The organism is Shinella zoogloeoides (assembly GCF_022682305.1).
In the GTDB taxonomy this organism is placed as follows: domain Bacteria; phylum Pseudomonadota; class Alphaproteobacteria; order Rhizobiales; family Rhizobiaceae; genus Shinella; species Shinella zoogloeoides_B.
Genome location: NZ_CP093528.1, coordinates 1,052,297 through 1,077,482 on the forward strand (window position 1 = coordinate 1,052,297; position 25,186 = coordinate 1,077,482).

At 60.7% G+C, this 25,186-nt stretch carries 36 protein-coding genes; 33 read left to right on the forward strand and 3 right to left on the reverse strand.

The genetic code is table 11. The annotated features are described in order from the left end of the window. Nucleotides 1-3: 3 nt before the first annotated feature. The 25 genes from MOE34_RS05365 to MOE34_RS05480 all read left to right on the forward strand — a co-directional run bounded on the left by MOE34_RS05365 (nt 4) and on the right by MOE34_RS05480 (nt 18,820). Nucleotides 4-195 carry a phage head-tail joining protein gene (locus MOE34_RS05365; RefSeq protein ID WP_242221683.1) on the forward strand — a complete coding sequence of 64 codons (192 nt, stop codon included), beginning with the start codon at nt 4-6 and terminating at the stop codon, nt 193-195. 1 nt (nt 196) lies between these two features. After that, entirely contained in the window at nt 197-1,720 is a 1,524-nt protein-coding gene (locus MOE34_RS05370) for a phage portal protein (protein WP_242221685.1), read from the forward strand. Continuing rightward, nucleotides 1,717-2,349 (forward strand): HK97 family phage prohead protease, encoded by a 633-nt coding sequence (locus MOE34_RS05375; RefSeq protein WP_242221687.1) that lies wholly within the window; start codon nt 1,717-1,719, stop codon nt 2,347-2,349. Before MOE34_RS05370 ends, MOE34_RS05375 begins: the two co-directional genes overlap by 4 nt. Before the next feature lie 27 nt (nt 2,350-2,376). Continuing rightward, the gene (locus MOE34_RS05380) at nt 2,377-3,930 is read left to right on the forward strand and encodes a prohead protease/major capsid protein fusion protein (RefSeq protein ID WP_242221689.1); all 1,554 of its coding nucleotides are present in this window, start codon (nt 2,377-2,379) and stop codon (nt 3,928-3,930) included. A 65-nt stretch (nt 3,931-3,995) separates the two neighbouring features. Next, nucleotides 3,996-4,325 carry a DUF2190 family protein gene (locus tag MOE34_RS05385; protein ID WP_242221690.1) on the forward strand — a complete coding sequence of 110 codons (330 nt, stop codon included), beginning with the start codon at nt 3,996-3,998 and terminating at the stop codon, nt 4,323-4,325. Beyond that, nucleotides 4,325-4,693, forward strand: coding sequence for a hypothetical protein (locus MOE34_RS05390; protein WP_242221692.1), 369 nt, complete (start codon nt 4,325-4,327; stop codon nt 4,691-4,693). The genes MOE34_RS05385 and MOE34_RS05390 overlap by 1 nt, the downstream gene beginning before the upstream one ends. Before the next feature lie 15 nt (nt 4,694-4,708). Beyond that, a complete protein-coding gene (locus MOE34_RS05395) occupies nt 4,709-5,557 on the forward strand; it encodes a hypothetical protein (protein ID WP_242221694.1) in 849 nt (282 codons plus the stop codon). 23 nt (nt 5,558-5,580) lie between these two features. Further along, on the forward strand, nt 5,581-6,003 hold the full coding sequence (locus MOE34_RS05400) for a phage baseplate assembly protein V (protein ID WP_242221696.1): 423 nt from the start codon (nt 5,581-5,583) through the stop codon (nt 6,001-6,003). Next, the gene (locus tag MOE34_RS05405) at nt 6,003-6,260 is read left to right on the forward strand and encodes a PAAR domain-containing protein (protein ID WP_242221698.1); all 258 of its coding nucleotides are present in this window, start codon (nt 6,003-6,005) and stop codon (nt 6,258-6,260) included. Before MOE34_RS05400 ends, MOE34_RS05405 begins: the two co-directional genes overlap by 1 nt. 13 nt (nt 6,261-6,273) lie before the next feature. Next, nucleotides 6,274-6,483, forward strand: a complete 210-nt coding sequence (locus tag MOE34_RS05410; protein ID WP_242221700.1) for a hypothetical protein — start codon at nt 6,274-6,276, stop codon at nt 6,481-6,483. Then, complete coding sequence (locus MOE34_RS05415) at nt 6,434-6,808, forward strand: GPW/gp25 family protein (RefSeq protein ID WP_242221702.1); 375 nt, start codon at nt 6,434-6,436, stop codon at nt 6,806-6,808. Before MOE34_RS05410 ends, MOE34_RS05415 begins: the two co-directional genes overlap by 50 nt. A 2-nt stretch (nt 6,809-6,810) precedes the next feature. Then, complete coding sequence (locus MOE34_RS05420; protein ID WP_242221703.1) at nt 6,811-7,758, forward strand: baseplate J/gp47 family protein; 948 nt, start codon at nt 6,811-6,813, stop codon at nt 7,756-7,758. Between the two features lie 160 nt (nt 7,759-7,918). Continuing rightward, the gene (locus MOE34_RS05425) at nt 7,919-8,584 is read left to right on the forward strand and encodes a phage tail protein I (protein ID WP_242221706.1); all 666 of its coding nucleotides are present in this window, start codon (nt 7,919-7,921) and stop codon (nt 8,582-8,584) included. Then, on the forward strand, nt 8,581-10,878 hold the full coding sequence (locus tag MOE34_RS05430) for a hypothetical protein (protein ID WP_242221708.1): 2,298 nt from the start codon (nt 8,581-8,583) through the stop codon (nt 10,876-10,878). The genes MOE34_RS05425 and MOE34_RS05430 overlap by 4 nt, the downstream gene beginning before the upstream one ends. An 8-nt stretch (nt 10,879-10,886) precedes the next feature. After that, entirely contained in the window at nt 10,887-11,069 is a 183-nt protein-coding gene (locus MOE34_RS05435) for a hypothetical protein (RefSeq protein ID WP_242221710.1), read from the forward strand. Then, a complete protein-coding gene (locus tag MOE34_RS05440) occupies nt 11,041-11,664 on the forward strand; it encodes a hypothetical protein (RefSeq protein WP_242221712.1) in 624 nt (207 codons plus the stop codon). Before MOE34_RS05435 ends, MOE34_RS05440 begins: the two co-directional genes overlap by 29 nt. Before the next feature lies 1 nt (nt 11,665). Beyond that, on the forward strand, nt 11,666-11,992 hold the full coding sequence (locus MOE34_RS05445) for a hypothetical protein (protein WP_242221714.1): 327 nt from the start codon (nt 11,666-11,668) through the stop codon (nt 11,990-11,992). After that, nucleotides 11,992-12,636, forward strand: a complete 645-nt coding sequence (locus tag MOE34_RS05450; protein WP_242221716.1) for a hypothetical protein — start codon at nt 11,992-11,994, stop codon at nt 12,634-12,636. The genes MOE34_RS05445 and MOE34_RS05450 overlap by 1 nt, the downstream gene beginning before the upstream one ends. Then, nucleotides 12,633-13,214 carry a hypothetical protein gene (locus MOE34_RS05455; RefSeq protein ID WP_242221717.1) on the forward strand — a complete coding sequence of 194 codons (582 nt, stop codon included), beginning with the start codon at nt 12,633-12,635 and terminating at the stop codon, nt 13,212-13,214. The genes MOE34_RS05450 and MOE34_RS05455 overlap by 4 nt, the downstream gene beginning before the upstream one ends. Nucleotides 13,215-13,471: 257 nt before the next feature. Next, nucleotides 13,472-15,127: a phage tail protein gene (locus MOE34_RS05460; protein ID WP_242221720.1), complete on the forward strand. Its 1,656-nt coding sequence runs from the start codon at nt 13,472-13,474 to the stop codon at nt 15,125-15,127. Between the two features lie 14 nt (nt 15,128-15,141). Then, a complete protein-coding gene (locus tag MOE34_RS05465) occupies nt 15,142-15,651 on the forward strand; it encodes a phage major tail tube protein (protein ID WP_242221722.1) in 510 nt (169 codons plus the stop codon). Between the two features lie 65 nt (nt 15,652-15,716). After that, complete coding sequence (locus MOE34_RS05470) at nt 15,717-15,980, forward strand: phage tail assembly protein (protein ID WP_242221723.1); 264 nt, start codon at nt 15,717-15,719, stop codon at nt 15,978-15,980. 2 nt (nt 15,981-15,982) lie between these two features. Further along, nucleotides 15,983-16,108 (forward strand): hypothetical protein, encoded by a 126-nt coding sequence (locus tag MOE34_RS25415; RefSeq protein ID WP_277955659.1) that lies wholly within the window; start codon nt 15,983-15,985, stop codon nt 16,106-16,108. Between the two features lie 12 nt (nt 16,109-16,120). Beyond that, entirely contained in the window at nt 16,121-18,292 is a 2,172-nt protein-coding gene (locus tag MOE34_RS05475; RefSeq protein ID WP_242221725.1) for a phage tail tape measure protein, read from the forward strand. Nucleotides 18,293-18,310: 18 nt separating this feature from the next. Continuing rightward, the gene (locus MOE34_RS05480) at nt 18,311-18,820 is read left to right on the forward strand and encodes a thermonuclease family protein (protein ID WP_431522416.1); all 510 of its coding nucleotides are present in this window, start codon (nt 18,311-18,313) and stop codon (nt 18,818-18,820) included. 12 nt (nt 18,821-18,832) lie between these two features. Here MOE34_RS05480 and MOE34_RS05485 read toward each other — a convergent pair whose 3' ends face one another. Continuing rightward, a complete protein-coding gene (locus MOE34_RS05485) occupies nt 18,833-19,567 on the reverse strand; it encodes a hypothetical protein (RefSeq protein WP_242221726.1) in 735 nt (244 codons plus the stop codon). Nucleotides 19,568-19,625: 58 nt separating this feature from the next. Then, nucleotides 19,626-19,835: a ribbon-helix-helix domain-containing protein gene (locus MOE34_RS05490; RefSeq protein WP_242221728.1), complete on the reverse strand. Its 210-nt coding sequence runs from the start codon at nt 19,833-19,835 to the stop codon at nt 19,626-19,628. 150 nt (nt 19,836-19,985) lie between these two features. Here MOE34_RS05490 and MOE34_RS05495 point away from each other — a divergent pair, with 150 nt between their 5' ends. The 4 genes from MOE34_RS05495 (at nt 19,986) to MOE34_RS05510 (ending at nt 22,961) form a co-directional block, all read left to right on the forward strand. Beyond that, nucleotides 19,986-21,068, forward strand: coding sequence for a hypothetical protein (locus MOE34_RS05495; RefSeq protein ID WP_242221730.1), 1,083 nt, complete (start codon nt 19,986-19,988; stop codon nt 21,066-21,068). A gap of 71 nt (nt 21,069-21,139) precedes the next feature. Next, complete coding sequence (locus MOE34_RS05500) at nt 21,140-21,583, forward strand: phage tail protein (protein ID WP_242221732.1); 444 nt, start codon at nt 21,140-21,142, stop codon at nt 21,581-21,583. Nucleotides 21,584-21,587: 4 nt separating this feature from the next. Then, complete coding sequence (locus MOE34_RS05505) at nt 21,588-21,800, forward strand: tail protein X (RefSeq protein ID WP_242221734.1); 213 nt, start codon at nt 21,588-21,590, stop codon at nt 21,798-21,800. A gap of 3 nt (nt 21,801-21,803) precedes the next feature. After that, nucleotides 21,804-22,961, forward strand: coding sequence for a phage late control D family protein (locus tag MOE34_RS05510; RefSeq protein WP_242221736.1), 1,158 nt, complete (start codon nt 21,804-21,806; stop codon nt 22,959-22,961). Nucleotides 22,962-23,084: 123 nt separating this feature from the next. On the opposite strand, the gene MOE34_RS05515 is transcribed toward MOE34_RS05510, so the two are convergent. Continuing rightward, complete coding sequence (locus tag MOE34_RS05515; protein WP_242221738.1) at nt 23,085-23,366, reverse strand: hypothetical protein; 282 nt, start codon at nt 23,364-23,366, stop codon at nt 23,085-23,087. 92 nt (nt 23,367-23,458) lie between these two features. Here MOE34_RS05515 and MOE34_RS05520 point away from each other — a divergent pair, with 92 nt between their 5' ends. From MOE34_RS05520 to MOE34_RS05535, 4 genes are read left to right on the forward strand one after another with little or no spacing between them, the layout of a single operon-like run. Next, the gene (locus MOE34_RS05520) at nt 23,459-24,181 is read left to right on the forward strand and encodes a glycoside hydrolase family 19 protein (protein ID WP_242221740.1); all 723 of its coding nucleotides are present in this window, start codon (nt 23,459-23,461) and stop codon (nt 24,179-24,181) included. Beyond that, entirely contained in the window at nt 24,178-24,378 is a 201-nt protein-coding gene (locus MOE34_RS05525) for a hypothetical protein (protein WP_242221741.1), read from the forward strand. The genes MOE34_RS05520 and MOE34_RS05525 overlap by 4 nt, the downstream gene beginning before the upstream one ends. After that, nucleotides 24,375-24,785 (forward strand): hypothetical protein, encoded by a 411-nt coding sequence (locus MOE34_RS05530; protein WP_242221743.1) that lies wholly within the window; start codon nt 24,375-24,377, stop codon nt 24,783-24,785. Before MOE34_RS05525 ends, MOE34_RS05530 begins: the two co-directional genes overlap by 4 nt. Beyond that, on the forward strand, nt 24,782-25,132 hold the full coding sequence (locus tag MOE34_RS05535; RefSeq protein ID WP_242221745.1) for a hypothetical protein: 351 nt from the start codon (nt 24,782-24,784) through the stop codon (nt 25,130-25,132). The genes MOE34_RS05530 and MOE34_RS05535 overlap by 4 nt, the downstream gene beginning before the upstream one ends. The last annotated feature ends 54 nt before the right edge of the window (nt 25,133-25,186 follow it).

Sequence of the window (25,186 nt, forward strand, 5' to 3'; positions counted from 1 at the left end):
ACCATGACCGACTATACGGCGCAAATCGCCGCCATTGAAGAAGCCATGGCGCAGGGTGCCCGGCGCGTGCTGTTCCGCTCTGGCGGGACACAGCGGGAAGTCGAATACCACTCGGTTGCCGACATGATCAAGGCGATCGAGTGGATGAAGGCGAAACAGTCGCCGAAGTCAAACGTGACACTGGCGGCGTTCTAGCATGGCAAAAGCAAATCTGTTGGATAGGGCCATCGCAGCGGTGGCGCCTCGCGCTGCCCTGCGCCGTGTCGCGGCCAGGCAGGCGTTTGACATCGCCACCCGTGGCTACGAGGGCGCGGCGCGCGGACGATTGAATGGCTCCTGGCGCACGCCGAATACTTCGGCTGATGCAGAGGTGGGCGCGTCGGCGCAACAGCTGCGAGACCGGATGCGATCCCTCGTTCGAGACAACCCGTATGCGGCGAACGCCCTTTCGGTACTTGTGACGCATGCGGTTGGCGCGGGGATCGTTCCGCGGTCGAAAGACAAGGCCGTCAACAAGCTGTTCGCCGAATGGATGAAGCAGTGCGATGCCGACGGTCATCTGGATTTTCATGGCGTTGTATCGCTGACCGCCAGCGAAATGCTGGAAGCGGGCACCGGCATGGTGCGTCGCAGGCGACGTAGGGCAGAGGATGGCCTGGCCGTTCCTTTGCAGCTGCAGGTGCTGGAAATCGACCATCTCGACGGCACGAAGAACGGTGAGCTAGGCAATGGCCGTCGCGCGTCCTATGGCGTCGAGTACGACCTGATCGGCAAAACCACCGCCTACTGGCTGTTTCCAAACCACCCCGGCAATGCTTTCCTGACGTCGACGACGTCGATAGCGTCCGTTCCCGTGCCCGCAGAAGACGTTGCGTTTGCGTTCGCCAAGCAGCGGGCAGGCCAGACGCAGGGCGTGCCGTGGGGGCACGCAGCGATCCGGCGTCTTTATGACCTCGACACCTACGAGGACGCCGAAATCGTCCGCAAGAAGCTGGAATCTTGCATGGTCGGCGTCGTTACGGGCGGCGACGACACGGGCGGAATCGGCATCCCTTTAGGTGACGACGAGTCTGCCGGCATCTACAACGCGGATGGCGAGATCGTCGAGAAGTTCGAACCGGGCATGATCTATCATGCCCGCGGCGGCAAGGACATCAAGTTCACGCAGCCGGCGAACACGGCGAACTACGACAGTTACAAGAACTCCATGCTTCACACGATAGCTACGGGCTTTCGTGTGCCGCACGCGTTCCTGACCGGCCGGCTGGACAAAGTCAACTACTCGTCCAGCAAGATAGGTCTGGAGACCTACAAGCGGATCATCGACGATCTGCAGTGGAAGGTCATCATTCCGATGATCTGCCAGCCGCTGTGGGACTGGTTCTGCGAGGCGGCCTACTTCGCCGGCAAGATCAAGTCGCGCAAGGTGCCTGTTGAATGGTCGCCGCCGCGGTTCCCGTCCGCCGACGAGGCCAAGGACGTTGCGGCCCGCGTGGCTGCGATGCGTTCCGGTCTGCTGAACCCGCTCGTTGCTATCGCCGAGACTGGCTACACGCCGGACGAGGTGCTGGACGGCTATGTCGAATGGAATCAGATGCTGGACGAGAAGGGCCTGATTTTCGATTCCGACCCGCGCCGCATGTCGCAGGCCGGTCAGACGCAACAGGACGCCACCGACGATGAACCGCCTGATGATGGCGACGACAAGGACACCTCATGAACGAGAAAATAATCAACCTTCCCAAATTCGGGATGGGCGCAGAGGTGCGGTCAGCTTCGTTTGACGAGGCGGAAAACACCATCGAAGTCATCTGGACGACCGGCGCCCCTGTGCGGCGCTGGTCCTGGCGCCACGATCGTTACTACCAGGAAATCCTGGAAGTCACTCCGAAGTCGGTGCGGCTCGATCGGCTGAATGCTGGCGCGCCGTTCCTGAATACCCACAACGACTGGGATCTGAGTGACGTTATCGGCTCCGTGGTTCCCGGTTCCGCTCGCGTGGAGGGCGGTAAGGGGTATGCAACGGTCAAGCTTTCGCGGGCCGACGAAGACAAGGCCGTCGTCGACAAGATCCGCGATGGCATCATTCGAAACATCTCCGTCGGCTACGCCATCCACAAGGTCGTGAAGACCGACGCGGATGGCGACGGCAATGACGAAGAGTGGCGCGTCGTGGACTGGGAGCCGCTGGAAATCAGCGCTGTTCCTGTTCCAGCCGACGCGGGAAGTCAGATTCGCAAGGACGCCCCGACCATGGTGCCGTGCGAGTTTGTGAGTGAGACGGCCACCGGCCGAAACGAAGCTAGACGTATCCGTATGGCGATGCGTCAGCGTCAGTCCGTGGCCTAGCCCGGCCAACTTTATAAGGAAAACAATATGACTCTTCGTGAGAGGCTGGCCCTGCTGGAAAAGCGCGCCGCTGACAAACTCGCTGAAATCAAAGATGACACCGCAGCCGATGCTGCACGTGCCATCGAAAAGGATCACGAAGCGATCCTGGCGGAAATCGCCGAGGTCCGCGCGCAGATCACCGCTGCAGAGGCGGAAGAGGCCGCAGCATCGCGCGCCGCTCCCAAGCCGGCAGAACAGCCGGATGTTGCTGCTGAAGTGCGCCGGGCGCAGGATGCCGAGCGCAAGCGCGCTTCCGAAATCCGCAAGCTGGCCAAGGAAGCAGGCGAAGTCGAACTCGGTGACGAGCATATCGACGAAGGCCGTTCCGTCGCCGAATTCCGCTCCGCACTGCTGGAGAAGCTGATGAAGCGCGAGGCGCCTGCCACCGACAACCGCAGCCCCGCCCGTGTTGGCGAAGAGCATCATGAGAAGCGCGCCGTTGCGATGCGCGAAGCCCTGATGCACCGCGCCGACCCTTCGCATGCTCTGACCGACGGCGCCCGCGAATATCGCGGTTTCTCGCTGATGGACATGGCCCGCGAAGCCCTTGAGGTTCGTGGCGTCAAGACCCGCGGCATGTCGCGCGAAGAAATCGCCCGCGACGCTCTTGCGCAGCGTTCTGGCTACGGCTCGACTTCGGACTTCCCAATCATCCTGGGCAATGTGGTCAACACCACGCTGCGCGCCGGATACGAGGCCGCAGGTCAGACGTTCCGTCCGCTCGTCCGCGAAGCCACCGTTTCGGACTTCAAGGCCGTCAACCGTGCGCAGCTCGGTGAAGGCCCGGCGTTCGACAAGGTCAACGAGTCCGGCGAGTTCAAGCGCGGCACGGTTGCTGAAGGCAAGGAATCCTACAAGATTGCCACCTTCGGCAAGGTGATCGCGATCACCCGCCAGGTCATCATCAACGACGACATGAACGCCTTCGGCCGCATTCCGCAGCTGATGGGCGGTGCGGCTGCCCAGCTGGAAAGCGACCTTGTCTGGGCGCAGATCCTCGGCAACCCGACCATGGGCGACAACGTGGCCCTGTTCCACGCCAACCACAACAACCTGCCCACGGCCGCCGCATTCGGCGTCACGGCGCTTGGTGTTGCCCGTGCGCAGATGGCCAAGCAGACTGGCCTGGACGGCAAGACGGTCCTGAACATCCGTCCGCAGTTCCTCATCGTACCTGTAGCGCTTGAGACCAAGGCCGAGCAGGAACTCAAGTCGCTGTTCTATGCGGACTCGTCTGACAAGGTCGCAACGTCTTCGATGCGCTCGCTGGAGATCATCGCGGAAGCCCGCCTCGACAACGGCATCAAGAAGGGCGCTGCAACGGCATCCGACATCGCCGGCTCCGCGCTTTCCTGGTATCTCGCCGCATCGCCGTCGCAGATCGACACTGTCGAGCTGGCCTATCTGGAAGGCAATCGCGGCGTTTACATCGAGACCCGTCAGGGCTTCGACGTTGACGGTCTCGAGGTCAAGGCGCGCCTTGATGTCGGTGCGAAGACGATGGATCACCGCGGTCTCCTGAAAAATTCTGGAGCCTAATCCACAAGGGCGGCTTGATTTGCCACTGGCAATGACGGCCGCCCGCTTTCTTCAAGGAGAAGAACATGAAGAATTTCGTGCAGATGGGTGACACCCTGACGCTGACCGCGCCGTATGCCGTCGCCTCTGGCGCCGGCGCACTGGTCGGATCCATTTTTGGCGTCGCGACCGGCACTGTCGCTTCCGGCGACGAAGGCGAATTCAAGACGACTGGCGTCTTTGATCTCGCTAAGACTTCCGCCCTCGCCATCTCGGTCGGCGACAAGGTTTACTGGGACAACACCAACAAGGAAGTCAACAAGACCGCCTCCGGCAATACGCTGGTGGGCGTGGCGACCACTGCGGCGGCCAACCCGTCCGCGACGGTGAATGTCCGCTTGAACGGCTCGTTCTAATGGTCAACTGGCGAACTCTAGAGGCGAAGGTCGACAAGACGATTGGCGATGCCTTCGACGAAGAGGTCCGCCATTATCCATACAAAAAAGATGGGACGGTTGATCCTAGCCGTCCCATCACCAGTCTGCGGGGCGTGCTTCATACGCCTTCGCCGGAAGGCACGATCAACATCGGCGCCGGCGTCGTCACGAACATGGCCGCGTCAGAAGGCGCCCTGGTGGTGCAGCGGGCCGACATGGGTGCTGTGATCTTCCGGCCCAAAGACGTGATCCGCGGCAACGAACTGCCGGGCACGCCGCTGTGGGAAATCAAGACGGTGAACGACCGCTATTCGTCCATCATCGTGCTCACGCTGAACCAGAAGTAGGCGCAGGAGAGAGCAATGTCCCTCACACGAATTGCTGCCCGTCTGGCGGCCGTATACGCACTGCGCGGCAAGACGCTGGTGGGCGACAACGTTCTGGACAGCCAGATCGGCGCGTTGGACATCACGGCTGATGGCGAACTGCGGACGGACGAGGAGAAGCCGTTCATTTCGGTCTACGCCGATGCGGCCAAGTCCGACGACAACGTGCTGCGCTCGTGGACCGACAACGGCGCGACGGACTTTCTCTTCGAAATGGGCGTGACGGCGGCGCACACGGAATTCAACGATGAGACTGGCGAAACGACGCTGGTTGGCGTCGGAATCCCGGCGACTGACGCCGCGTTTGAGTTTCTGTTGGACGTGGTTGCGCGCCAGATCGGCGACACGCTGTCCGACCCTGAAAATGAATGGGCGGAGATATTCCGCAAGTTCCACCGAGGCAACGCTCGCATAGAGCGGGCGCGCACGAGCGGAGACGGTTCCGGCATCCGGCTTGCGGCCCAGCAGATCAGGCTTACCGTCGATCTTGTTGCGGACCCGGTTCGCGGCGCCGAACTGAATCCGGCACATCCGCTGGCTATGTTCTTCGCGAAGGCTGCGACGCTGACGGTGCCCAATCCGGCACACGATCCTGACGACGAGAACAGCCCCGCCACCATTCCGGATCCTGTCGTCACAGCCCAGGTCGCCCTGATGCAGGCGCAACTTGCCGGGTCGGAATACGACTGGCAGACGGCGCTGCGTCGCTACGGCATGACGAAGACGGAGGGAGAGAACCTGCTGATCGTCCCGCCGGAAGGCGTCGAGGCGGACATCACCATTATAGAGGTGGGCGCGGCCCCCGCCGCACCAGCGCAGCCATGATACCCAACACATTGCCAGACCAGGTGGCAGACATCTACGGCCGTCTGGCTGAGATCGAACGGCGCGCCCGCAACCGAAAGCGCACAGGCAAAATAGCGGAGGTCGGGACCGGCGAGAATGCCGGCAAGTACCGCGTCAATCTCGGCGAGCAAGGCGGCAAGCCGTATCTTTCGCCGTGGATGCGCCCCCGCACGCTGGGTGCCGGTGGCGTCAAGATCGACGTCATCCTGTCTGCCGGCGAGCAGGTGGATGTTCATTCCGAGAGCGGCGACCTTGCCGACGCGACGATCGACCTGTCGACCTACAGCGAAGAAAACGCCCGCGAGAACGCCGACGTCCCGTTTCACATCAAGATCGGGGACACGGTGATCGGGGCGAGCGGTGACGCCATTACCATGAACGGGGCCACCATGACGCTGACGGCGTCGAGTGGGCATCTGACCTGATGCCGCGGATTGTTCGGCTCGGCGACACTGGGACGCACGGCGGCGCGGTCATCACGTCCGCGTCCAAGTGGAAGTGCGAAGGCAAGTTGATCGCCAGAAGAGGCGATCTCTATGCGTGTCCGATTCACGGCGTAAACCCGATCGTGCAGGGTTCCAGCCGATGGAAGTGCGAGAACGCTGATATTGCGCGGCACGGAGACGCGACCGCGTGCGGAGCTTCTTTGATATCTGGCGCGTCCAAATGGGAATGCGCCTGATCGGAGTGAACGAATGAATCTTTACACGACCCGGATTGACTGCGAGGTCGCCGGCCATTGGCGCACGACCGGCGTGCCGTTCACGCTGACCGACGAGCAGGCCGCCGAGCTGACGCCACCGCGCGGCAGTGTTGTCGCGCCGTATGTCCCGGCGCCGGAGAAGGAAAAGCCCCATGCGAGACTCGGCAGGGATAAACGCCGTAACCGGAAGGCCGCTAAGTGACTGGGGGCACGTCGAGCAGTCCATCAGGAAGATCCTGACGACGCCGATCGGCTCGCGCGTCATGCGCCGGACGTTCGGCAGCGACCTGCCTGACATGGTCGACCGCAAGATGACGGCGGCGAATATTCTTAAGGTCTACAGCGCCGCCGCCCTCGCGATTTTGCGATGGGAGCCGCGCTTTCGGATGTCGGCTGGCAGGATTGCCGCCGCTACGCCGGACGGCCGATTGGCCATTGAAATCTACGGAACTTATTACCCGCGCGGACACCTCGGCGATTATTCGGTCGCTGAGAATGCCAGCACGCGGGTTGTTTACGGAGGCTGACAATGGCCACGATCTACGCGCCCACCACAATCGACTTTTCGCGCCTGCCAAGGCCGCAGGCTATTGAGGCGTTGGACTTCGAGTCACTGTATGGTGACTTCAAGACCCGCTTTCTTGCCGCATGGGACGAACTTCGCGCCGACAACCCGTCGCTGCCGGAGTATGACACGCTGACGCTTGAAGCGGATCCAGCAGGCATTCTTGGTGAGGCGTGGTCGTATCTTCGCCTGTTGGACCGCCAGCGCGTCAATGACGCCTACGTGGCGCTGCTTGCGCCGCTGGCTACCGGCGCGAACCTGGATGCCATCGCAGCGAGCAGGAACCTGGTGCGCCAGGTCATCACACCGGCCACGAGCACGACGGCTGCAGTCATGCAGTCCGACGCTTCGCTCCTGCGCGATTACCTGCTGTCATTCGACATGCCTGCCGCCGGGAGCCGCGACAGATACCTGTTTGAGGCTTTCCGCGCGTGGCCGCAGAACGATGACAAGACGGTTGGACTGTGGGACGCGCGCGTTAATGGACATGCGGTCCACGGACGCAAGGGCGACGTTGACGTAGTCATCGTTGGCCCGTTCGGGCGGCTGCCAACTACTGGCGAGCTTGCCACGGTTCGCACCGCAGTGACCGCACCGAAGGCAAAGCCGGAGGCTGTGTCTGTGGCGGTGATGCCTGCAACGCGGCTTGAGTATCAGGCTTCTCTCACCATCGAGATTCCGCCCGGCCCCGATCCCGTTCTAGTCGTCAATGAGGCCAAGGCGCGCGTTCAAGCCGTCGCGACGGAACGCACCATTATTGGTGGCGAGATCCCCACCGGCCTGCTGTCGGGTGCGGCCTACGGCTCGTCCATCATCAAGGTGCGTGACGAGGCTCCGGTCGCAATCGCACCCGATCCATATGTTGTGCCAGTCATGATGGGCATCGAAATCATTGCAGAGGTGCGGACATGAGTGTTCTCCCGATGATGACGTCGGCCCTTACCGCCTCAGTGGCCGCAGCTAGCCGGGTTGCAACGTCGGGGCGCCTTGCTTCTTCACGCTCGGTCGAGGACAACGGACCGCATAGGCGTATTCGCTACGGCGAGACCGTCACCGTTTGTGAGGTGCGGACATGAGCGCAGTCGGCGAACTGCTGCCGGCGCTCTCGACTGACGAGTGGGAAAAAGCATCCGCGGCCGGGATGTCGGACACGCTGCCGGTTCCCTTCCGCCTATTGATGGACCCGTACCAAACATCAGGCGACAACCTGCCTTGGCTGGCCGCTCACCATTCAGTCGACCTTTGGTTCGAGGATTGGGACGAAGACCGTAAGCGCGAGATGATCGCACACACGGCTGGCGTCTCGACCGAGAATCCAGATGAACGCCTGCCCGAGCTAAAGGGCACTGAAGCCGCAGCCGAAGCCTACCTGGCCTATGTTGATGCTGTCGTCGTCGACAAGGTCGCTTACCCGCAGCGGTTCGCCCTCGGTGAATGGGCGGTGGGGGATGACCCGTTCTACTTCCCGCCTTTCGTTGCTCGCTACTTGGTCAAGGTCGCGCTGGACGAACCCGTCGACGGCTTCTGCGTCGGCCACAGCGCCGTTGGAGACAGCGCCATTACTGGCATCGATCGCGCGCCTATCGAACGGGCATGCACGGCCCTGACAGTCAGCAAGGCGCCTGAAACGGCGTACTCAGCCGACTTCGCCGATCGCGTGCCCATCACTCTGGATGATGGCTTCGACCTAGATGCCGGCCACTTCCTTGGAAAATTCAGGAACAGGACCAAGCTATGAGCGATCGCGTTATCACGCATCAAAGCGAATACGTGAAGCCCGTCGACCTTAACCGGCTTGGCGAGTTCCCGCAGGCCGCGCTGGACGACGTCGTCAATGACGCCGTCTCCTATCCGGCGCACTGGTCGGGATTCACGGTCAGCGAGAAGTCAGAGCAGGTTGTTACGGTTTCGCCTGGCCGGTATTTCGAGCAGTCGAAGGTTTTCCGCGCCGACGCAGCAGTCGACATCAACCTGACGATACTCTTCCCGAACTCCTCGACGCAGGAGCGGTGGATTGCACTCATCGCCAGCGGCGAGACGGTTCAGGTCAACGAAGAACGCGGGTTCAAGGCGCAGATCGACCCGGAAACGGGCCTTCCTGTCGCTATCCAGACTCCCGTCATCGAGAAGCGCGTCATTACGATTACTCCGGTGGGTGGCATTGCCGCCCCCGCGCCGGCAGACAAACCCGCCATTGCCAACCCTGATTGCTGCATCGCGTTTGTCCGCGTGACGACGCAGGGCATTCAGGAGATTGAGCTTGCACAGGATTGGCGCGTCCGGTCGCTGTTTGAAGTCGAGGGTCGGCTGACGGACGTCGAACTCCGCGTCGACCAGCTTTACGAAGACACCGAAACCATCCGCACAGACCTCGGCAATGTGGCAGCCAACGTCGAGGAGTTGCGCAAGCAGATTCCGAACGCGCGGCTGTTCGAGCAGATTGTCCGCGACACGGCGCGTCACAGCCAGGCGCTCAACCTTCCGGATGAGGCGAGAAACTACTTCTTCGACCAGGCGCTCCTGAAGGACTTTTGGGACTTCACCGCCGGCGGAAACTTCCGCATCGACGAGGGCATCCGGTTCCCGCCCGCCAACCAAGCGAGCCACATTCTTCGCTTGCTCGACTACGACGCGCCGACCATTTCCGTTTGGGACAACCGGCTGGTCATGCCGGCCTACACGGAAGTTGCGCGCATCACGTCGCCGGAAGGCACGGGCAAGAAGGACATTGCGGGCGTCGTTCACACCGTCACGACGGCGGTGAAGAAGACCAAAAGCCACACGCGCATCCGCTATGGTGAAACCGTTTCGGTCTGCGAGAACACGGCTGGATGGACGCAACTCGGCAGCCTGAAGGCGGGCTCGCAGTTCCAATCTGGCGGCGAAACCTGGCAATCGCTGGGAATCAATGACGACCCTTGGAACCAGAACCCGGCGTCAGCAGGACACAAGAGCTACAGCGTCCAGCGCATCATCAGGGACACAGTCACCAGCACCTATGTCACCTATAACACGGAGACATTCGGGCTGTCGGGCGCGATCCACGGCCAGTCGTTCCTTTGCTCGCAGGTCATGGTGGCCACATCGGTTGACCTGAACTTCACGAAGGTGGACGGCACCACAGGCGACGTCATCCTCTGCTTGTGCGAGGTTAACTCCGTCGGCGCTCCTGACTTCCAGGCCGTGCTGGCAAAGACGACCGTGGCGCGATCTGCGCTTGTGGTGGGCTGGAACAAGTTCTCGTTCGAGCCGACGTTGCTTGACCAGGGCAAGCGGTACGCTTGGTTCGTTACCACGACCGGCAACCATCAACTCAAGACGAACAGCGGCAACGCCTATGGCGGTGGCTCGATGTTTATTTCGAGCGATGGTGTTTGGGCGCAAGGCTCGACCACGGAGGACTTCACGTTCCGTCTCAACGCGGCGCGGTTCACGCGCAACCGCGTAGTCATGGAATTCGAGCCGCTGACACTCGAGAACGGCATGACCGAAATCGACATGATCTTCAAGGCATGGGAGCCGGCGGCAACGTCGCTCGTATGGGAGATCAAGGCGCAAGGCGACACCGAATGGGTGCCGATGGATGCGCGGGAAGACAACCCGCTCGCCAACCTGCCTCCGCTGGTTCAGTTGCGGGCCGTGATGATAGGAACGCAAGACGTCGCACCCGCGATCGACCTTGATACCTACGCCCGCGCTATCCCGGCGCGGATGGCCTTGTCGATGACGGCCATCAGCAAGCTGAAGACCTTCGGCTTTGCAACCACGGAGGCGCAGGTTGTCCTGAACATGGACAGCTATGAGGCGGCCAAACACACGGCTGTGCCGAAGCTGATGCTGGCGGATAACACGGTCGTGACGGCGAGTGCGGTAGTGACGGAAGTCGACCCGGCCAAACCGTCGCGCACCAAGTTCACGGCGGACTTCACTCTACCCGGCGGCACAACGCAGGCGCGGGTGAGGGTGGAAGCAACGACCAGTGACGTGACCGCCGTGCCGTTTGGGCAGGACATCCAACTCAACGCATTCTGAGGACTGTTATGACCGACACCGCACAGCCGTTCGACGCTGACCGTGAGTACGACCTGGTGGTGAGCCGGGTCGTGCCTCTTGGTCCCTTTAAGTATCGCCCTCGCGACAAGATCATCGCGAAGGGCAGCCTTTTGAACCGCATTGTCGAGGAGCACGGAGCCGATGCCATCCGCACTGCTGAGCCCCGATAACGACTACAAGTTCCCGCCCGAACCAGTTCCAGCGGAACTAGACCGGGAGCAGTGGGACCATGTGATGGCGAGCATCGGCGCGCGTATGCGTGCGCTGGAGGCGGTAGGCACAGGTATCGAGGCGATCCAGGCCGAACTGCAGAGCTTTGGTGTTCAGCGTCTCGACGAGGCTATCAATCCGCTGATTGAGCAGACGCAAGCGGATATTGCGGCTCTACAGCAGACACTGGCCACAATTGACGCTGACGCCGATGGTCTTCTTGCCGACGTTCAGGCGCAGGCGGATGCCCTTATTGCCAGTGTCCAGCAGGATGTTCAGGCGCTTCGAGCGCAGATTGACTTGATCCTTGCGTACGGCATCCCGGCCGCGAATGTCGAAGAAGATGCCAGCCGCGTGTTCGTCACTCCGGAGGAGAAGGCATCTATCGCGCAGAAAGCGGACGCGGCGGCTGTCTATACGAAGTCGGAAGTTGACGCTGGTCTCAGCGACAAAGCCGATGCCGCCGACACCTACACCAAGACGGAAGTCGATGCCGCGATTGCCGAAACGTCGCGCCGTGCCGCTGCCTACGCCCTAGCCTTTGGAGGCCGATAAGATGGCTCTTACAGATGCCCTTCCGGGCGTATCCCTTACGCTCTCCAATCAACCACTGGTCGAGAACCCCGCGGGGAGCGGCGAGCGCCGGACCTACGAGCTTACGTTCGTCAACAAGAGCGCGGCCGATGCTTTCGTAACATCTTGCGAATGGATGCAGGGCGGCGTGACTGCCAACCCTATTGTTCCTGCCAATTACAAAGTTGCTGTGGGCGACGGGTTCACACTTCGCAAGGTGTTGAAGCCGGGCGAGAGCATCCGTTCCTTGGCCTCTGCGGCGAATGCCATTCATGTCACCGTTGACCAAGTCTATGCGGAGCCGGTGTGATGTTCAGGGCGGGATTTGAAAAGAGCGTTCGGCGGTTCAGTGATCGCGTGGGGGGAGGTGCAGCTGCTAAACCAATCAATGTTGGATTTGGTGCTACTTCTGGAAATGCTGCATCTTTTACCATCAACAATCTGGAAGAAGGAGACACCATCCTCTTTAAAATAACCCGAAATCCCGGTCCGATCCCTGATTATCTCCCAGACGACATCACCTACGTTCGCGGTCACGGCAGTAACACACTGGCTGTAGGTCGGTATGACGTTCCTGCTGGTGTGACTTCAAAGACTTTCACACAGAAAGGTGCTGGGGGCTGCTTCTTCAATTGGGTTGTGATCCCAGGCGGGATCGGAGAGATGATCTATAAAGGTGAAGGTGGAACAGACAGCGCACAAACAACTGTAACAGTTGCAGATTACTTGGATGTGCTAGACGAAGCATCGCTACTATTAGCTTTCTTCAGGGGTAATTTCTCCACTCTTTCTTATTTTGCCAACACTGCCCATCCCGAAACCGCGTGGAGAAGTGTTGCAGCCAATGGTATGCTTGTTGGTGCAATGCATGGCCCACTACGCGGCACGTTTGTATCAATGGGAAGCTCAGTATCCACCAAGCACCTTATGTATGAGTTGAGGCCAAAGACATGACTACGCGCTACTCCCACAACGGCGCCTATCCCGCCCCACTGCCTCACACCATCTGGCTTTCGGATGGGCGTCCTCGCACATCGCAGACGCCTTTCACGACCGAAGAAATCGCGGATGCCGGTTATGTCGAAGCGCCGCCTGAACCCGCCCATGACGCCGTCACGCAACGGCTTGGATGGGATGGCGAGAACTGGACGGTGGAAGACTTGCCGCCGCCTCCGGAGCCTTCCACGTCCAGCGTGGATGAGGAGCATGACCGCCGCGCCTTGGTCGGCAAGACCTTCACGGTGACGGGCTATGGCGATGTGGCGCTTGAAGGGTCATTGCTGACGCAGACGGTCCTCCTGGCGCTGAAGGACACGGCTCGCGATCTGGTCGATGCCGGCGTCACCGATCCCGTCCTCATGCTCACCGACCGAGACAATGTCGACCACTACATGACGCCTCCTCAGGTGGTCGAGCTGGTCAATGCCGGCAAGCAGTACATGCAGGAACTTCACGTCGCGAAACGGGCGCTGAAGGAAATGGAGCCTGTCCCGGCCGATTTTGCCGACGACGGGTATTGGCCGGCCGTTTAGCCATGACATCCGACGGCTGCACCCATTGGTTCGATGGGAGCTGGCGGCACTGCTGCGAAGTCCATGACCTTGCTTACTTCACAGACACAGTGACGCTGCAATCCCACATCGACATCGGCATCTGCGTTGCGCAGACCAGCGGCGGGCCTTTCATGGGTGCGCTTATGGCTGTCGCGACAACGATCTGGTGGCTGCTTCGGCGGCGCCCCACCAAGGCGCCGCACCACACCACTACACCACCATAAAGGAGGCCACGCGTGGCAGACCTATCGTATTTCCACGGCGTAAATCTCGCCGAAAGCCCCGACGTGCCCTCCTTGGGCCGGTTCGGCAACTTTGGCGGCACCTACTTCAACGGCACGGCGCCGGATGCTGATGCTGGCGTGTTTGCGTACAACATTCCGACGCTGGTGACAAGCCTGCCAGCTGCCTCCGCACTTGGTGCGGAAGGTACGCTGCTCGCCGACCTGACCGCCTACTTCGGTGAAGGCGGCACACTTGCGATCGTCAACCGCGTCGAGCATAGCGACACGCCGTCCGAACTGCAGGCCAACCTCATCGGCGATCCTGTTGCGCGCACCGGCCTCTATGCCGCCCTCAAGGCCAAGTCGCTGACCGGCTACCAGCCGCGCGTCATTGTCACGGCGGGCGACACTGGCGCCTGGATTGAGGATGGCGTTCTGACTGTCACGGTGACGGATGGCGGCGCGGACTATACGTCTGCTCCTTCGGTCTCGTTCTCCGGTTCTGGCGATGCCGCTGCAACTGCCGCCATCAACAAGCACAAGGTCGCGTCACTTACGATCACGAACGCGGGCGACGACTACGCGACTGCTCCGACGATTGCCATCTCCGCACCGCCTGCTGGTGGCGTACAGGCAACGGCTACCGCGACAGTAGCGGGTGGCTCTATCACCGCGATCACGATGACCAACAAGGGCTCCGGCTATGTCGACGCCCCTGCGGTCACGATCTCCGGCGGTGGCGGTTCTGGCGCGATCCTGACGGCTGTGCTTGGCGGCCCAGTCACGGCCGTCACCATCACAGCTGCCGGCGAGGGCTACGAGACGGCGACTGTGGCGTTTTCTGGCGGCGGTGGTTCCGGTGCCGCGGCAACTGCCAACATCGGCGACGTCGCCAACCCGTTCATCTCGGCATTGGCAACGATTGCACCGCAGATCCGCGCGCGCGCTTATGTCAGCGGCCCGAACACGACGAACGCCGAGGCTATTCGCTTCCGCAACACGGTCAACAGCGACCGAATCCTGATCATCGACCCGAAGGGCATCAAGAATGTCGACGGCACGCCCGTCACCGTTCCGATCGCGCCGGTCTTTGCAGGTATTCGTTCTGCTGTTGTCGCAAGCGCGGAAGGCGTTTCTGGTTCGGTTTCGAACAAGATCATCAAGACGCTCGACGGCGTTGCGCGCACGATCCAGTACCCGAACGACAGCAACGTCCTGAACGAAAACCAGATTGCCACGGTCATCAACGAACGCGGCGGGCTTCGCACGTGGGGCAGCCGCCTGGCAACCGACGTCGCTGTCTGGCAGTTCGACAGCGTCCGCGCCACCGCCGACATGGTCAACGAGTCGCTTGAAGACCTCTACTTCCAGTGGGTCGACAAGAAGCTGATCAAGGGCAACCTCAAGATGATGGTCGAAGACGGCAACGCCGCGCTTCGCGTCTTCGCCCTGAACAACGACATCCTTGGCGGCCGCGTCTGGCTGTCCGACCTGAACACGCCGACGCTTAACGCGCAGGGCAAGGTATTCTTGAATGTCGAGTTCGAGCCCGTCGGCCTGATGGAGCAGATCAACATCACGACCTACCGCAACATTCTCTACTACCAGGTGCTGCTCGACGACGTCCGCGGCCTGATCGAGAACGGCCCGCTTACTCTCGCGGCCTAAAGGAGCGCTGAAACATGGCGAATAACCTACCAAGCTACCTCCTGCGCAACTGCATGCTGTGGGCCGATCGCGAATCCAAGCTTGGCCAGATCGGGGACATCACGCCCCCGGTCCCGCAGGCCAAGCTGGAGGAGCTTCGCAACGCCGGCATGATCAAGCCGCGTGAAGTCTCCATGGGTTTCGAGAAGCTGGAATTCAGCTTCAAGATGCCCGGCCTCGATCCGCAGATCCTCAAGCTGTTCGGTCTCAAGGCTGGGACGGAGAACCTGTTCCTTATCACTGGCGCGCTGGTGGACGAGGACGGCGTCGAGCACTCGGCAGTCATGACGATCCGCGGCTTCCTCAAGCAGGCCGATCCGGGCAACTGGAAGCCGGGCGACATGGCGGAGAACGATTATTCGGTCTCGGTCAACTACTACAAGCTGGAAGTCGACGGCGACGAGCTGATCGAAATGGATGACTTCGACGTGAAGATCGGAGGCATCAGCCAGCATAGCGGCATGCGGAACTCGCTGCTTCTGTAGCACTCCACGCCGCAAACTCAGCCCGCGCGAATGCGGGCTTTTTCTTTCCTGATGAGGAGACCAGCATGACGACTGTCAAGCTTTCCAAGCCCGTTGAACACAACGGCAAGATCTACGACGAGTTCACGTTCCGCGAAGCCGAAGTCGGCGACCTGATGCTTGCCGACGCCGTGAAGGGCGAGATGTCCAAGATCATCGCCGTCCTGGCATCCATGGCCGACGTGCCGCTTCCCGCCTTCCGCAAGGTAAAGTCTCGCGACCTGAACGCCATCATGGCCGCAACCAAGGACCTCCTGGGGGAGGAGCCGCCGGTCACGACTGGCGGCTGATCGTGAGCGTTATCGCTCGCGAACTCAAGCAGGACGTGGACCGGCTCGAAAAGTGGCCGCCCGATAAGGCTCTGGCCTACTTCGACAAAGCAATGGAACTCCGTCGCCTGTTTGGCGGCGGCATGTAGCGCGAGGGCAGCATGGCCGTCTTGAAATCAAGCCTTATCCTCTCGCTGATCGACAATGTGTCTGGCCGGGCGGGGCGGATTAATAAGGCACTGAGTGGTATTGAACGGCAGTCTTCGGCTTTTCTAGGAATGGCTGGCCGCCTTGCCGCCTTCGGTGGCGCCTATCTGGGCGTCACGCAGGGATTCAGGTCGACGATCGGGGCGGCCGTGGACTTCGAATCCGCGTTCGCTGACGTTAAAAAGGTTGTCGAAGCGACACCCGAACAGTTCGAGGTGATGTCGAAGTCCATCCGTAAGATGTCCACGCAATTGCCGATGGCGTCAACGGAGATCGCTGCGCTATTCGCGGCTGCCGGCGAGTCGGGCATCGCAACGAACGAGCTTCAGGCATTCGCCGAGATGGCTGCGCGCGTCGGCATCGCGTTCGACATGACCGCCGCAGATGCAGGCGAGAGCCTGGCGAAGCTAAAGACGCAGTTCGGGCTGACGGTTGCAGAAACGGGCGAACTGGCTGACGCGGTCAACCACCTGTCGAATAACATGGCGTCGAAGTCGTCGGAGATCACGACCTTCCTGCTCAAGGTTGGTTCGCTTTCTGAAATGGCCGGCTTCGCCAAGGAAGAAGTCGCGGCGCTCGGTTCGGCCATGATCGCAGCCGGCGCACAGCCGGAAGTCGCCGCGACCGCAATGCAGAACGTTGCGAAGAAGATGACGGCCGGCGCGCTCGCCAAGAAAGAGCAGCGGGACGTCGCTAAGATGCTCGGGCTGGATCTGCCGACACTTGCCAAGGAGATGCAGAAAGACGCGCCGGCCGCCGTCAAGAAGGTTTTGAAGGCGATCGGAAAGCAGTCCAAGGACAAGCACATTTCGTTGCTGTCTGGATTCTTTGGCGATGAGGCCAAGGCTTTTGCGCCCCTGATTGCCAACACCGAGTTGCTTGACAAGGCGCTCGACTCGGTCGCCGATAAGTCGAAATACACTGGCTCGGCGTTCCGGGAGTTCACGGCGCGCGCTGACACAACGGCCAACGCCTTTCAGATACTGCGCAACAAGATCGGCTATTTCTTCGAGGACTGGGGCCTATCCTGGCTGCCCTCGTTGAAGGCGGGCATTGCTGATTTCGGCCATGTGCTGGATACGCTTGACAGCCGCTTCACGATCTTCGACGAGATCAAGGCACGCCTCGGCGGTCTCGCATCCGGTCTCGGCCTTGGCGACGGAACCGATGTCTTCAAATCTATCCGTGACCTGATATTCGGCGCAGAGAACGCCAGCGCCGCCGCGGACAAGTACGGACGCCTCTTCGGGCAATTCCAGGAATACGGCAGGTCCATTCGGAAGTTCGGCGAGGACGTTGCTAATAACCCGATCGTGAAGTTCTTCGCGGACTTGTCGCCGTACTATCTTGAAGCGCTGAAATGGTCGATCGGTTTCATGCTGGTTGCCGGCGCCATCCGTAAGCTGGCCGGTGCTCTCTGGTTTCTTTCCGGGGCATCCACAATCGTAGGCGCGCTAAAGGCACTGGGCGGCGTTGCGAGCGCTCTCGGAATTGGTGGCGGCGGACTTGATAAGGCGATCGCTGCCGCGGGCACTAGCGCAGGGTCTATTTACGGCAAGGCGTTCGGATTGGCGGCTAAGGTTGCCATCGTTGCGGGTATCACACTCGCCGTCGCCGAGGCCCTGCAGATCTTCGACCCGAAGGGGAACCTCGGTGGCGTCACGTCGCCAATCGATGACTGGCTGCGTGATAAGATGGGTCTTCCGGCGAAGGACTCTGGTATCACTCCGGGTGAGATTTGGGACGGGCTAGGGAATCTGTTGCCCGCAACCGATGACAATCCGGACAAGAACCAGATATCTCCTGTTGCTGTGGACCTGGGCTTCGGGGAATCGCCGATATTTGGGGATGGGGGCGGATCACCTCGGACCACCAGCGAGATGCTATCCGGTCTCAGCAGCCCGGTCATCATCGACGCCGGCAGCATCGCGGCTATGAACCAGCCGTCTGGCGTTCAGCAGGTTCAGGTGACCAATCCGCAGCCGGTTTCCGTGAACGTCAGCAATGTGTTTAACATCACGGGCGTGACGTCACCGGAGGGCGCAGCAGATGCTGCGGCCAGCAGGGTGGGGCAGGCCGCAAAGGCCGCTGTTGAATCCAGCTTCAGCGGTGGCGGTGGGTTCTAGGTTGAGAAGGGCGCGGCAATGCAATACAAGATCGCAATGACTCGTTTGCTTGCCGCGCTATTTCTTGTTCTTGCTTCACCGGCCATGGCCCAGACCATAGAGGGTCGCGCTTCGGTGATTGATGGAGACACTATCGAAATCCATGGCGAGCGCATCAGGCTCAACGGCGTTGACGCGCCGGAAAGCTGGCAGCGCTGCGTCGCGGACGGCAAGGAATATCGGTGCGGGAAGGACGCGGCCTTTGCGCTCGACGAATGGCTTGCCGCATCCCGGCCGACGCGCTGTGGGTTCGTGGATCGCGATCGTTATGGACGGATGGTAGGTGACTGCTTCCGTGCCGATGGCGCCGCCGTAGGGGAGTGGCTCGTTCGAAGCGGATGGGCGGTTGACTGGGTGCGGTATAGCGGCGGCGAGTTTGCGGATGCGCAGGATGATGCGCGTCGCAACGGGCGCGGGATTTGGCGTGGTGCGTTCGAACTGCCGTGCGAGGCGCGGGCGCGACGGGCCAAGCGGAAGGCTAGTTGTTAGGATGCGTTGGCGCTAATAGGCGGATATGAGAAGGCCCTTAACATTCATGCCAGACTCGCCGTACAGCAGTTCCCCTGATGCGCAAACCAAGTCTTCATCCGCTCCAATTTGAAGCATCTCTGTCCTTTTGTTTCGAACAAGGGAAACGAGTGCATCGTGATATCTGCCGCCGCTAGCGATGTCTTGCGCATTGACTCCATTATACGTCGCGGCCAGACTTACAAACACGGTATTGATTTCGAGGCGATCACATAGCTCGTCAATGACCATGACTTCAGCTATGTGATTAAGCACGTTTTCTTGTTTAGTCCTGAGCGGTGGAGACTTGGCGGCTTCTTCTGGTGCCGCCTTCTCATTCTTCACGCAGTCACGATCGGTTCGGGCGACAAGACGGGCAACCGTGTCTGGTTCGTTTTTGAGGGGACTCCTCTTCGCCCCTGTTGAGACAAAATCAACTCTGCTCCCATTAATCCGCAGCGCGGAATTTTTCTTTGCCGCCTTGTTCGCAATGGGATTGAGGGCTATGGCCACGCCTTCAATCACGGCAATGCTGCCTGCCCACGTTGGAGAGCAATAAAGGTTAACATCGTCTGGCGAGACGCCCAGCGGTCGTAGCAAAAGCTTGTTGGTGGGGATCTCAACCACATCTTCGAACGCAATGCCGTCGATGGAAATTTCCGATCCGGCAGCGTGTGCGTGACCGAACGCAAGGCATGTGGCAATCCCAACAGCTAAGACGCTTTTCATCTAATATCTCCCCGCCGATATCGCAATCTAAGCGCGAGGATACTGCAGGGCAAGCATTTTATGGTTTGTGTTGTTCTTGGTTTTCCGCACCGTGCGGAGAACTTTGAATTCGTTTCGCTTTTTCGCCCTCTATCCCACTCTTTACAAGCTGGCGAATTGCCTCGCTGCGTGACCGAATACGTCGGTCAAAAGACCAGTCGTCTATAGCCTTAAGCTCGGTCGGTGAGACGAGAATGGTTACGCGGATTTCTTTTGTTTCTTGGCTCATTCCCGCATCGTACCCTTTGTCAAAGAGCCAATCAATCCAATGATGCGCTGTTGACAATCATTATAATGTCTATCATGGTTATAACCGTTGTAATCGGCCGGGCAGATGGTTGCGACATCATCCCGGCCTAACTCAAGTCAGGATAAGGCCATGACCAGAGCTGCTTACTTGAATAGCAGATCCGCATTTGATGTTGGAGACCTCGATACATCGTTTGATGGCGCACCGCGAATGAAAGACACGATCCTTGCGACCGCGTTGGGATTTGTGAAGGCGCTTGATATCAGACCATTAATTCAACGGCACGCAACGAACCTGACGCGCTTCGGCGAGGTGTGCACGGAAGTGGCGAAAACGTCTGCCAGAGGCGGACGCCCCGGCAAAGCCTACTACCTCAACAAGAAGCAGGCCCTCTACATCTGCACCAAGTCCGAAACGGACAACGCGACGGAAGTCACGATCCAGATGGTTGAGGTGTTCGACGCCTACACTGCTGGCCATCTTGTCGTCACCGACAAACCCGTCCACGTCCGCGAACATGACCGCCGCACCAGCACCAAGGTAGACGACGCCCTCCGCCTCAAGAAGAACATCGACCGCCTCGAATCGGTAGTCACTTCCATCCAGCCGCAGGTCCAGCCTAACTTCTGCGCGATGATCGTGGACGGCGAGCCGGTCTTCGTGGACGTGAACAAGTACGACGGTACGGGCAGGGCGGTCGTCATCGGTCATAACGGCCAGCTTCGGATCGAGCACGTCGAGCCGGACACGATAGGTGTTCGGCCTTTCGGCCCGCGCACCGCCTTGGGTGAGCGTCGCCCCGGTGCGCACGGAACAATGGTCCGAAATTCGCTGATGGTCGTCGGCATGGTGGTCGATCCGCTGGAGAGGCGGCGGCAAGCCGTCGTGGATGACGTTTCATCCCGGCTACGCGGCCAGATCACGACGTTGCTGGAATCGGGGCCTTGGAATGACCGGCAGATCGCAAGTCAGCTATGCTGCAATCCGAAACTGGTACGGGAAGTCAGGCGCGAGCAGAGTCGAAAGCCCACTGACCAGTTGCCGCGTGTTGGCTTGGCAAGGCGCACGATTGAGCATGATCCTGGTGCTGTTCGCTACGGGGAGTGGATCGTGCCGCTGATCGAGAAGGGCTACAGCAACAAGATGATATCCAAGATGCTCGGCTGCCATGAGGAGACGGTTCGGCGGCATCGGGTGCGCTTAGTCTCCTAACTCGCCACCACACATCGGCATAATAGAGCCTGCCAGCAACCGCTGGCGGGCCGCATCCATATGGAACCCCCATGACCGTTTCTATGATGCTCGGAGGCTTTGCCTTCGAGGCGCGCGACAGGCTTGGCTACGAAGGCGTGCAGCGCAAGGTGCAGACGCCGTGGGCTGAGATCAAGGTCGCGCAGACGATGGACCAGCAGCAGTGGACCGGGCCGACGTCGGAAGAAGTCACCATTAAGGGCGTGCTGTTTCCGCAGGAATACGGCGGGCAGGCGTCGCTCGACGGCATCATAGCCGCAGCGCAGGCCGGTACGCCCATGATGCTTGTCTCCGGCGACGACTACGAGGGCGTGATCCACGGCATGTTCACGGTGCACGGCGTCGACGAGGACCGCAGCTATCACAACGCGGCCGGCGCGGCGCGAAAGAACAGCTACTCGATCACGCTGAAGCGCTACGGCCAGTCTGTTGCTGGTGGCGGCCTGTTCTCGCCGATCCTCAATCTTTTCGGGTGATCTGATGCCATCGATCTACACGACGAAACAAGGGCAGACGGTCGATCTCGCTTGCCAGGACTTTTACGGACGCACTCGAGACGTGACTGAGGCGGTTCTGGATGCAAACCCCGGCATCGCTGCACTTGGGGCGGTTTTGCCGATCGGGACTGTCTTGGTTATGCCGGACATCGACACGCGGCCGGTTGCTCGCCCACTCGTCAGCTTGTGGGAGTAACCAATGAAGCCCAAAATCGAAATTACGATCGACGGCCAGCCTGTTGCCGGCGCCTTCTATGAGCGGCTGATATCCGTCAGCGTCACAGACAAGGAGGGCGTGAAGGCCGACACGTTCGACATGGAGTTGAACGACGGCCCGCCGCAGTTCCTCGCCATTCCGCGCAAAGGTGCGATCGTCGATATTCGGATTGGCTACGGCACGACCCGGTCTCTTGGCCGCTTCACGGTCGACAAGGTGACGCCGAAATGCCTGCCGTACTCCATGACGATCGGTGGCAAGTCCGCCGACCTGCGAAACGGCAAGCTTAAGGAGAAGCAGGAGCGGCACTGGGACAAGAAGAAGCTCAAGGACGTGGTGTCCGAGATCGCTGGCGAAAGCGGGCTGTCCGCGTCGGTGGATTCTGACATCGGAGACTTCGAATACGAGTGGATCGGCCAGCAGGACGAATCCAACCTTGAATTCATGCGGCGCCTCGAGCGGCGGCATAATGCGCTGTTCGCCATCAAAGACGGCAAGATGGTCTTCGCTAAGCGGGGCTCTGGGGTTTCGGCCACCGGCACGTTCGCCGGCACGGTCATCGTCACGCCCAACATGGTGGTGCAGGGTTCGTGCTCGTTCGAGGCCAATGACCGCACGAAATACAGCAAGGTCGTCGCCTACCACCAAGACAAAGACAAAGCCGAGCGCGTCGAGATCGAGGCGGACGGCGACGAGGACGGCGACAGCGTCTACCGCATTCCCGAACCGTATTCATCGCTGGAGGAGGCCGACAAGGCTGCTCAGGCGAAGGCGCGGGAGCTCAAGCGCGGCGAGGGCTCCGCATCCGTGACCGTCATCGGCGACACCTCAATAACCGCCGGTTCTGCGCTGCTGTTCAGCGGCGTGCGCCCCGGTCTGGACGGCGTGCCGTATGTCATCGACACGGCGACCCACAAGTACGACAAGTCGGGCGGCTATACGACCGCGATCAGCGCCAAGCTGTACGATGGCAAGTCAGGCAAAGGCGGCAAGGCTCCAGCAAAAGACGGCGCGACAAGCGGCGACGGAAAGACCGTTGGCGACACCGGGACCGTCGCGAAGGACTCGCCAGCCGGCACGCCAGCGACCCCGGACGGCTGGTCGAAGTACCAGCGCAACGGGCTGACGGACGCGAACTAAGGAGACGCGGAGTGACCGCGAAAACAGAAAGAAGCGCTAGAGAAGGCGGGGATTTGATGATGAGCAACGAACAGACGAGAACCGGCCATTGGGTCGTGTGCAATCCGGATGACCCGACGTTTCCTATCGAATTGGCACCAGGTCAATCGATCGTTGAACTTGTTGGATGCTGTATGCCTTTAGATCCGGCCATCGCTGAACTGTTATCTCTTCCCCCGATATCGGAAGAAAAACAGCCTGCGGACTGCTGCCGCTAATCTTGACTTCTACAGGCTCACCGTTCGCAAGCGTGCCGCGGATGGTGATGCCCGATCCCGGTGGATCGATGCGGACGATCACGGCATGGCTTCCGTTTTGGTGAAGCCTGTACCTGTCATGTGAAATCTGCGCTTCGCCCATCATCATCACGCCCTCCCTCTAGGCGCGCCATCCTCGCACTACGATGCAGGGTTGTCTAGGGCTTGGCGCGCGGCACAAAATCCACAAAGGAACTCACAATGGAACGTAGCAAGCTTTACGCTTCGCTGCGCACGACGCTTTTTAAGGGTGGAGTGACGCAGGCGCAGGTGTCTGGCATCGAGGGCATTCTCGATGCCTTCATGACTCACGGTGACGGCAAGCCGGACACACTGGCATATGCGCTCGCCACGGCCTACCACGAGACCGGCGGGCGCATGGTGCCAGTTCGCGAGGGGTTCGCATCCAGCGATGCCAGCGCCCGAGCCGCCGTCAATAAGCTCGCAGCAAAGCGTGGGCCGAAAAGCGCCGTGGCGAAATACGCCAAGCCGACCGGGCCGTACAACCACGTCTATTACGGGCGCGGGCAGGTGCAGCTTACGTGGCTTGACAACTACCAGAAGTCCAGCGCGGATGCCGGCGTCGACCTTGTCAAGGAGCCTGACAAGATGCTCGACCCAGTGGTTTCGGCGCGCGTCCTTATCAAAGGGCTGCTCGATGGCCGCTGGAACGGTGCCAAGAAGGGCCTGCGCTTCTATCTGGACAACGGCGACGTCGTGCAGGCGCGGCGCACCGTGAATGTGCTGGACAAGGCCGAGACGATCGCGGGTTACTTCCAGCACTTCCTTGCCGCAGTCAACGCGGCTGGATCCCCCGCGCCGAAGCCGGAAATGCCGCCCAGCGCCACGCCGACCAAAAAAGCTGGCTGGCTAGAGGTGCTTGCGGCGCTCATCATCGCACTCTTTCCGGGACGCTCGAAATGACCGTATGGCTTCGCATTCTTCTATACGTGGTCGCCGGCTGGCTGTATGGCTCCGGCTACATCGGTGACGAGGTGAAGGAACTCCTCACCACCGACCCCGCCGTGGCCGCCTCCATCGAGGCTGGTATCAGCGCGGCGATCGCATCGATCCCGGTTGCATGGTGGCGGTGGGCCAAGCGCAAGGGATGGGCAACGTGATCCAGCTTATCCTGAAATGGCTCGGCGGCGATCTCGCCACCGCGCTCACGCGAGCCTACGAGCTCAAGCTAAACGCCGCCAATGACGGCGAGCGCATCAAGGCGGACGTGTCCATCAAGGCCATCGAAGCCCAGATGGCGGCGCAGGCGAACAACGCGGCGGTTGTGCGCGAAGGCATGCAGCACAAGGCGTTCTGGATTCCCTGGCTCATTGCAGCCGTGCCGACCGCGGCGTGGTTCGGCTGGGGCATGACGGACTCGCTGTTCAACGGTACGCTTCCGGACGTTGCGGCGCTTCCGCCGCAACTCAAGGAATATGCGGACATTGTGTTCGCGAACATCTTCTATGTGGGCGGTGGTGTTGCCGGTGCCCAACTCATTGCGAAAGCGATTGGGGGCAGGAAGTGACAGCAGAACTATGGGCGCAACTTGTCGGCGGCGTCGGCTTCTTCGTGATGGTTTCCGGCACGCTCTGGGGCATCTGGTGGCGCATCGAGGGCGGGGTGGAGAAGGCGAAGACGGAGGTCGCGGCAGTGGCCGCGTCGGCCAACGCGCTGGCTTCCTTGACGCGGCAGGAGCTTGCGGAACATCGTCTGCATTGCTCCGAGGTGTTCGCCACGAAGCAGGGCATGCAGGAGCAAACGGCGCAGATCCTCCGATCGATTGAGGGGGTCGGCAACCGAATCGACGGCCTACACGAACGGCTCGACAGAATGTATGAGAATCCTCCGCGACCAACGCGACGAGCATCTTGATTAGAGCCCCCTCTGCCTAACGGTGGAGGGGGCTATTTTTGTTTTTGCCGCTTG

What these genes read in the sequence shown, in the direction of transcription:
- MOE34_RS05470 (WP_242221723.1), top strand. Translation starts at nt 15,717, where the DNA reads ATGACGACTGTCAAGCTTTCCAAGCCCGTTGAACACAACGGCAAGATC.
- MOE34_RS05410 (WP_242221700.1), top strand. Translation starts at nt 6,274, where the DNA reads ATGAATCTTTACACGACCCGGATTGACTGCGAGGTCGCCGGCCATTGG.
- MOE34_RS05450 (WP_242221716.1), top strand. Translation starts at nt 11,992, where the DNA reads ATGTTCAGGGCGGGATTTGAAAAGAGCGTTCGGCGGTTCAGTGATCGC.
- MOE34_RS05390 (WP_242221692.1), top strand. Translation starts at nt 4,325, where the DNA reads ATGGTCAACTGGCGAACTCTAGAGGCGAAGGTCGACAAGACGATTGGC.
- MOE34_RS05505 (WP_242221734.1), top strand. Translation starts at nt 21,588, where the DNA reads ATGCCATCGATCTACACGACGAAACAAGGGCAGACGGTCGATCTCGCT.
- MOE34_RS05425 (WP_242221706.1), top strand. Translation starts at nt 7,919, where the DNA reads ATGAGCGCAGTCGGCGAACTGCTGCCGGCGCTCTCGACTGACGAGTGG.
- MOE34_RS05520 (WP_242221740.1), top strand. Translation starts at nt 23,459, where the DNA reads ATGGAACGTAGCAAGCTTTACGCTTCGCTGCGCACGACGCTTTTTAAG.
- MOE34_RS05490 (WP_242221728.1), bottom strand. Translation starts at nt 19,835, where the DNA reads ATGAGCCAAGAAACAAAAGAAATCCGCGTAACCATTCTCGTCTCACCG.
- MOE34_RS05420 (WP_242221703.1), top strand. Translation starts at nt 6,811, where the DNA reads ATGGCCACGATCTACGCGCCCACCACAATCGACTTTTCGCGCCTGCCA.
- MOE34_RS05485 (WP_242221726.1), bottom strand. Translation starts at nt 19,567, where the DNA reads ATGAAAAGCGTCTTAGCTGTTGGGATTGCCACATGCCTTGCGTTCGGT.
- MOE34_RS05395 (WP_242221694.1), top strand. Translation starts at nt 4,709, where the DNA reads ATGTCCCTCACACGAATTGCTGCCCGTCTGGCGGCCGTATACGCACTG.
- MOE34_RS05365 (WP_242221683.1), top strand. Translation starts at nt 4, where the DNA reads ATGACCGACTATACGGCGCAAATCGCCGCCATTGAAGAAGCCATGGCG.
- MOE34_RS05385 (WP_242221690.1), top strand. Translation starts at nt 3,996, where the DNA reads ATGAAGAATTTCGTGCAGATGGGTGACACCCTGACGCTGACCGCGCCG.
- MOE34_RS05455 (WP_242221717.1), top strand. Translation starts at nt 12,633, where the DNA reads ATGACTACGCGCTACTCCCACAACGGCGCCTATCCCGCCCCACTGCCT.
- MOE34_RS05525 (WP_242221741.1), top strand. Translation starts at nt 24,178, where the DNA reads ATGACCGTATGGCTTCGCATTCTTCTATACGTGGTCGCCGGCTGGCTG.
- MOE34_RS05435 (WP_242221710.1), top strand. Translation starts at nt 10,887, where the DNA reads ATGACCGACACCGCACAGCCGTTCGACGCTGACCGTGAGTACGACCTG.
- MOE34_RS05375 (WP_242221687.1), top strand. Translation starts at nt 1,717, where the DNA reads ATGAACGAGAAAATAATCAACCTTCCCAAATTCGGGATGGGCGCAGAG.
- MOE34_RS05480 (WP_431522416.1), top strand. Translation starts at nt 18,311, where the DNA reads ATGCAATACAAGATCGCAATGACTCGTTTGCTTGCCGCGCTATTTCTT.
- MOE34_RS05430 (WP_242221708.1), top strand. Translation starts at nt 8,581, where the DNA reads ATGAGCGATCGCGTTATCACGCATCAAAGCGAATACGTGAAGCCCGTC.
- MOE34_RS05475 (WP_242221725.1), top strand. Translation starts at nt 16,121, where the DNA reads ATGGCCGTCTTGAAATCAAGCCTTATCCTCTCGCTGATCGACAATGTG.
- MOE34_RS05380 (WP_242221689.1), top strand. Translation starts at nt 2,377, where the DNA reads ATGACTCTTCGTGAGAGGCTGGCCCTGCTGGAAAAGCGCGCCGCTGAC.
- MOE34_RS05510 (WP_242221736.1), top strand. Translation starts at nt 21,804, where the DNA reads ATGAAGCCCAAAATCGAAATTACGATCGACGGCCAGCCTGTTGCCGGC.
- MOE34_RS05445 (WP_242221714.1), top strand. Translation starts at nt 11,666, where the DNA reads ATGGCTCTTACAGATGCCCTTCCGGGCGTATCCCTTACGCTCTCCAAT.
- MOE34_RS05415 (WP_242221702.1), top strand. Translation starts at nt 6,434, where the DNA reads ATGCGAGACTCGGCAGGGATAAACGCCGTAACCGGAAGGCCGCTAAGT.
- MOE34_RS05500 (WP_242221732.1), top strand. Translation starts at nt 21,140, where the DNA reads ATGACCGTTTCTATGATGCTCGGAGGCTTTGCCTTCGAGGCGCGCGAC.
- MOE34_RS05405 (WP_242221698.1), top strand. Translation starts at nt 6,003, where the DNA reads ATGCCGCGGATTGTTCGGCTCGGCGACACTGGGACGCACGGCGGCGCG.
- MOE34_RS05370 (WP_242221685.1), top strand. Translation starts at nt 197, where the DNA reads ATGGCAAAAGCAAATCTGTTGGATAGGGCCATCGCAGCGGTGGCGCCT.
- MOE34_RS05515 (WP_242221738.1), bottom strand. Translation starts at nt 23,366, where the DNA reads ATGATGATGGGCGAAGCGCAGATTTCACATGACAGGTACAGGCTTCAC.
- MOE34_RS05495 (WP_242221730.1), top strand. Translation starts at nt 19,986, where the DNA reads ATGACCAGAGCTGCTTACTTGAATAGCAGATCCGCATTTGATGTTGGA.
- MOE34_RS05465 (WP_242221722.1), top strand. Translation starts at nt 15,142, where the DNA reads ATGGCGAATAACCTACCAAGCTACCTCCTGCGCAACTGCATGCTGTGG.
- MOE34_RS05440 (WP_242221712.1), top strand. Translation starts at nt 11,041, where the DNA reads ATGCCATCCGCACTGCTGAGCCCCGATAACGACTACAAGTTCCCGCCC.